This window comes from Allosphingosinicella sp., assembly GCF_036387215.1.
Taxonomy (GTDB): Bacteria; Pseudomonadota; Alphaproteobacteria; order Sphingomonadales; family Sphingomonadaceae; genus Allosphingosinicella.
This window is the reverse complement of the sequence record NZ_DASVUE010000227.1, coordinates 1-3957: the sequence shown is the minus strand read 5'-3', so window position 1 is coordinate 3957 and position 3957 is coordinate 1. Positions and strand designations below refer to the sequence as shown.

At 66.4% G+C, this 3957-nt stretch carries 4 protein-coding genes; all 4 read right to left on the bottom strand.

Translation table 11 applies throughout. From position 1 onward, the window contains the following. Positions 1-1640: dihydropteroate synthase (locus VF662_RS08840; RefSeq protein ID WP_464139993.1), on the bottom strand; the 1640-nt coding region annotated here is incomplete at its 3' end. Position 1641: 1 nt separating this feature from the next. Further along, positions 1642-2676 (bottom strand): homocysteine S-methyltransferase family protein, encoded by a 1035-nt coding sequence (locus VF662_RS08835; RefSeq protein ID WP_464139991.1) that lies wholly within the window; start codon positions 2674-2676, stop codon positions 1642-1644. Continuing rightward, complete coding sequence (gene metF, locus VF662_RS08830; RefSeq protein ID WP_464139989.1) at positions 2654-3589, bottom strand: methylenetetrahydrofolate reductase; 936 nt, start codon at positions 3587-3589, stop codon at positions 2654-2656. The genes VF662_RS08835 and metF overlap by 23 nt, the downstream gene beginning before the upstream one ends. Further along, positions 3586-3957: class I SAM-dependent methyltransferase (locus VF662_RS08825; RefSeq protein ID WP_464139987.1), on the bottom strand; the 372-nt coding region annotated here is incomplete at its 5' end. The genes metF and VF662_RS08825, both read right to left, overlap by 4 nt.

The window sequence follows — 3957 nt, the reverse complement described above, 5'->3', positions numbered from 1 at the left end:
GTCTTCAGAACGAGCGGGTCCCGCTGCGTGTCGGAAACCAGCGAGGAGGCGACGCCGACGGCGCGGCTTGCGTCGAGGACGTGGATCACCGGCCCTTCATAGGCAGGGTCGATCCGGAGCGCGGTGTGCACCTTGCTGGTGGTGGCGCCGCCGATCAGAAGCGGGAGCTTCAGCTGCTCGCGCTGCATTTCGGACGCGACCGTCACCATCTCGTCGAGCGAGGGCGTGATGAGGCCGGAAAGGCCGATCATGTCCGCATTGTTCTCGTTCGCGGCCTTCAGGATGTCCTGCCAGGGGACCATCACGCCAAGGTCGATCACCTCGAAGCCGTTGCACTGGAGAACGACACCGACGATGTTCTTGCCGATGTCGTGAACGTCGCCCTTCACCGTCGCCATCACGACGCGGCCCTTGCCCTGGGTGGCGCCGAGTTTCTCCTTCTCCGCCTCGATGAACGGGATTAGGTGGGCGACCGCCTTCTTCATGACGCGAGCGGACTTCACCACCTGCGGCAGGAACATCTTGCCCGATCCGAACAGGTCGCCGACGACGTTCATCCCGTCCATCAGCGGGCCTTCGATCACGTGGATCGGCCGCTCGGCCTCCTGGCGCGCCTCTTCGGCATCCTCGACGACGAAGGCGTCGATGCCCTTCACAAGCGCATGCTCGAGGCGCTTGGCGACGGGCCAGCCCCGCCACTCCGCTTCGGCCTTCTCGCGGACGGGATCGGAGCCGCGATAGCGCTCGGCGAGCGTCACGAGCCGCTCCGTTGCGTCGTCGCGCCGGTTGAGGATCACATCCTCGCAGGCCTCGCGAAGCTCGGGATCGATCGCATCATAGACGTCGAGCTGGCCCGCATTGACGATGGCGATGTCGAGCCCGGCCGGAATGGCGTGGTACAGGAATACCGAGTGCATCGCCCGCCGCACCGGCTCGTTGCCGCGGAAGGAGAAGCTGAGGTTCGACAAGCCGCCCGAGATGTGGACGTGGGGGCAGCGTGCGCGGATCTCGCGCGCGGCCTCGATGAAGTCGAGCGCATAGCGGCGATGCTCCTCGATGCCCGTCGCCACCGCGAAGATGTTGGGATCGAAGATGATGTCCTCGGGCGGAAAGCCGTCCTCGACGAGAAGCTTGTAGGCACGCTCGCAAATCTCGACCTTCCGGTCCCTGGTGTCGGCCTGGCCGACCTCGTCGAACGCCATCACGACGACGGCGGCGCCGTAATCCCGCACCTTGCGCGCATGGGCGAGGAATTCGGCCTCGCCTTCCTTCATGCTGATCGAGTTGACGATCGGCTTGCCGGACACGCACTTCAGCCCAGCCTCGATCACGCTCCACTTCGAGCTGTCGATCATGAAGGGGACTCGGGCGATGTCGGGCTCAGCGGCGGTCAGCTTCAGGAAGGTCGTCATCGCCAACTCAGAATCGAGCAAGCCCTCGTCCATGTTGATGTCGAGGATCTGTGCGCCGTTCTCGACCTGCTGGCGAGCGACCTCGACGGCGGCGGCATAGTCGCCCGCCATGATCAGCTTCTTGAACTGGGCCGAGCCCGTGACGTTGGTGCGCTCGCCGACATTGACGAATGTCGATGAGGCGGCGGCCGCATCGGCAGCCGGGAGGGTGCGTGCTGCGGTGCTCATGTCAGGCGGCGAGCACCATCGGCTCGATACCCGCAAGGCGGGTGCGGCGCGCGGGGGTGGGAAGCTGGCGAGGAGCGTAACCCTGCACCGTCTCGGCGATGGCTGCGATATGGTCCGGCGTGGTGCCGCAGCAGCCGCCGACGATGTTGACGATCCCCTGCTCCGCCCATTCCCGCACTTGCGCGGCAGTCGTCTCCGGCCCCTCGTCATATTGGCCGAGGTCGTTCGGAAGGCCGGCGTTCGGATAGGCCATGATGAGCGTGTCCGCGACTGCCGACAGGCTTGCGACATGCGCGCGAAGCTGAGCCGCGCCGAACGAGCAGTTGAGCCCCACCGACAGCGGCCTTGCGTGCCGGATCGACGCCCAGAACGCCTCGATCGAATGCCCAGAGAGATTGCGGCCGGACAGGTCGGTAATCGTCATCGAGAGCATGATCGGAAGCGCGGGATCGACGCGACGGGCCGCGTGGATCGCCGCCTTGGCGTTCAGCGTGTCGAACACGGTCTCAATCAGCACGATCTCGGCGCCCCCTTCGACCAGCCCCTCGATCTGCTCGACATAGACGTCGCTCAAAAGGTCGAAGTCGATCTCGCGGTAACCCGGATCGTTGACGTTGGGCGAGAGCGACAGCGTCTTGTTGGTCGGGCCCAGCGCCCCCGCGATCCAGCGCTTGCGCCCGTCCGCCTGCGCGTGCCGGTCCGCAACTTCGCCGATGATCCTCGCGGCAGCGGCGTTCATCTCGCCCACCAGATCCTCGGCGCCATAATCGGCCTGGCTGATCCGGTTGGCGTTGAAGCTGTTGGTGGCGAGGATGTCCGCGCCCGCCAAGGCGAAAGCCTCCGCGATGTCGCCGATGATCTCGGGCCGAGTGAGGTTCAGGAGGTCGTTATTGCCCTTCTGGTCGCGACCGACGCTGAGCGTGCCGCGATAATCCGCCTCGGCAAGCCCCCGCGCCTGCACCTGCGTGCCATAGGCGCCGTCCTTGATCAGGATTCGCCTGGCGGCCTCTGCCTTAAGCTGTTCTGCGATATTCACTGAGATGTTCCTTCGGCCGAAGCCCGAGCAGGTGGCAGATCGCGTAGGAGAGCTCGGCCCGGTTGAGGGTGTAGAAATGGAAGTGGCGGACGCCGCCGGCGTAGAGCTGGCCGCAAAGCTCGGCCGCGACCGTTGCAGCGACGAGCTGACGCGCCGCGGGCAGGTCGTCGAGACCTTCGAAGAGCTTGTCCATCCAGCCGGGGATGCTGGCACCGCACATCGCCGCGAACTTCCGCGTCTGGGCGACGTTCGACACGGGCAGGATGCCCGGCACGATCTCCGCATCGATCCCCGCCGCCGCCGCATCGTCGCGGAAGCGGAAGAAGCAGTCCGGCGAGAAGAAGAATTGCGTGATCGCCCGGTCGGCACCGGCATCGATCTTGGCTTTTAGATTGTCGAGGTCCGCCCGCTTGTTCGGCGAATCCGGGTGGCATTCCGGATAGGCCGCAACGGAAATCTCGAAGGGCGCGACCTTCTTCAGGCCAGCGACGAGCGCCGCCGCATTCTCATAGCCGTCGGAGCGGGCGACGAAGCCCTGGCCCTGCACCGGAGGATCGCCGCGGAGCGCGACAATGTGGCGAACGCCCGCAGCCCAATATTCGCGCGCGACATCCTCAATCTCTCCGCGGCTCGCCTCGACGCAGGTGAGGTGCGCCGCAGCCTCGAGCGAGGTCTCGCGGGCGATCCGCTCGACCGTCGCATGGGTGCGCGTGCGGGTGGAGCCGCCGGCGCCGTAGGTGACCGAGACGAAGCGGGGGGCAAGCGGCTCGAGCGTCTTCACGCTCTCCCACAAGGTCTCCTCCATCTTCTCGGTCTTGGGCGGGAAGAATTCAAACGAGACGTCGATGTCGCCGGCGACATCCTCGAACAGCGGCTTCGAAAAGCTTGCGATAGAGGGGGTGATCGGGCTCATGCCACCACCTTCAGCCGGGTTTCCGGCCGCTCGCCTTCCCAGAGGGTGACGGTCAGCTCGCCGCCCTTGAGATGCTCGAGCACCCGCGCATCGAGGCCCGCAGCCGCCATCCAGCCCGTTACCGCCTCGTCGGAGAAGCCCAGGCGGGCATGGGCGTCGCGGTCGCGCAGCTCCTCGCGCTCGTGCGGGGCGAAGTCGACGATCAGGAGCCGCCCGCCGGGAGCGAGCAGCCGCGCCGCCTCGGCCACCGCTGCGGCCGGCTGCTGCGCGTAATGGAGGACCTGGTGGATGATCACCGTGTCCGCGGTGCCGGCAGCGAGCGGCAGCGAATACATGTCGGCTTGGCGAAGCTCGGCAGTGGCAAGCCC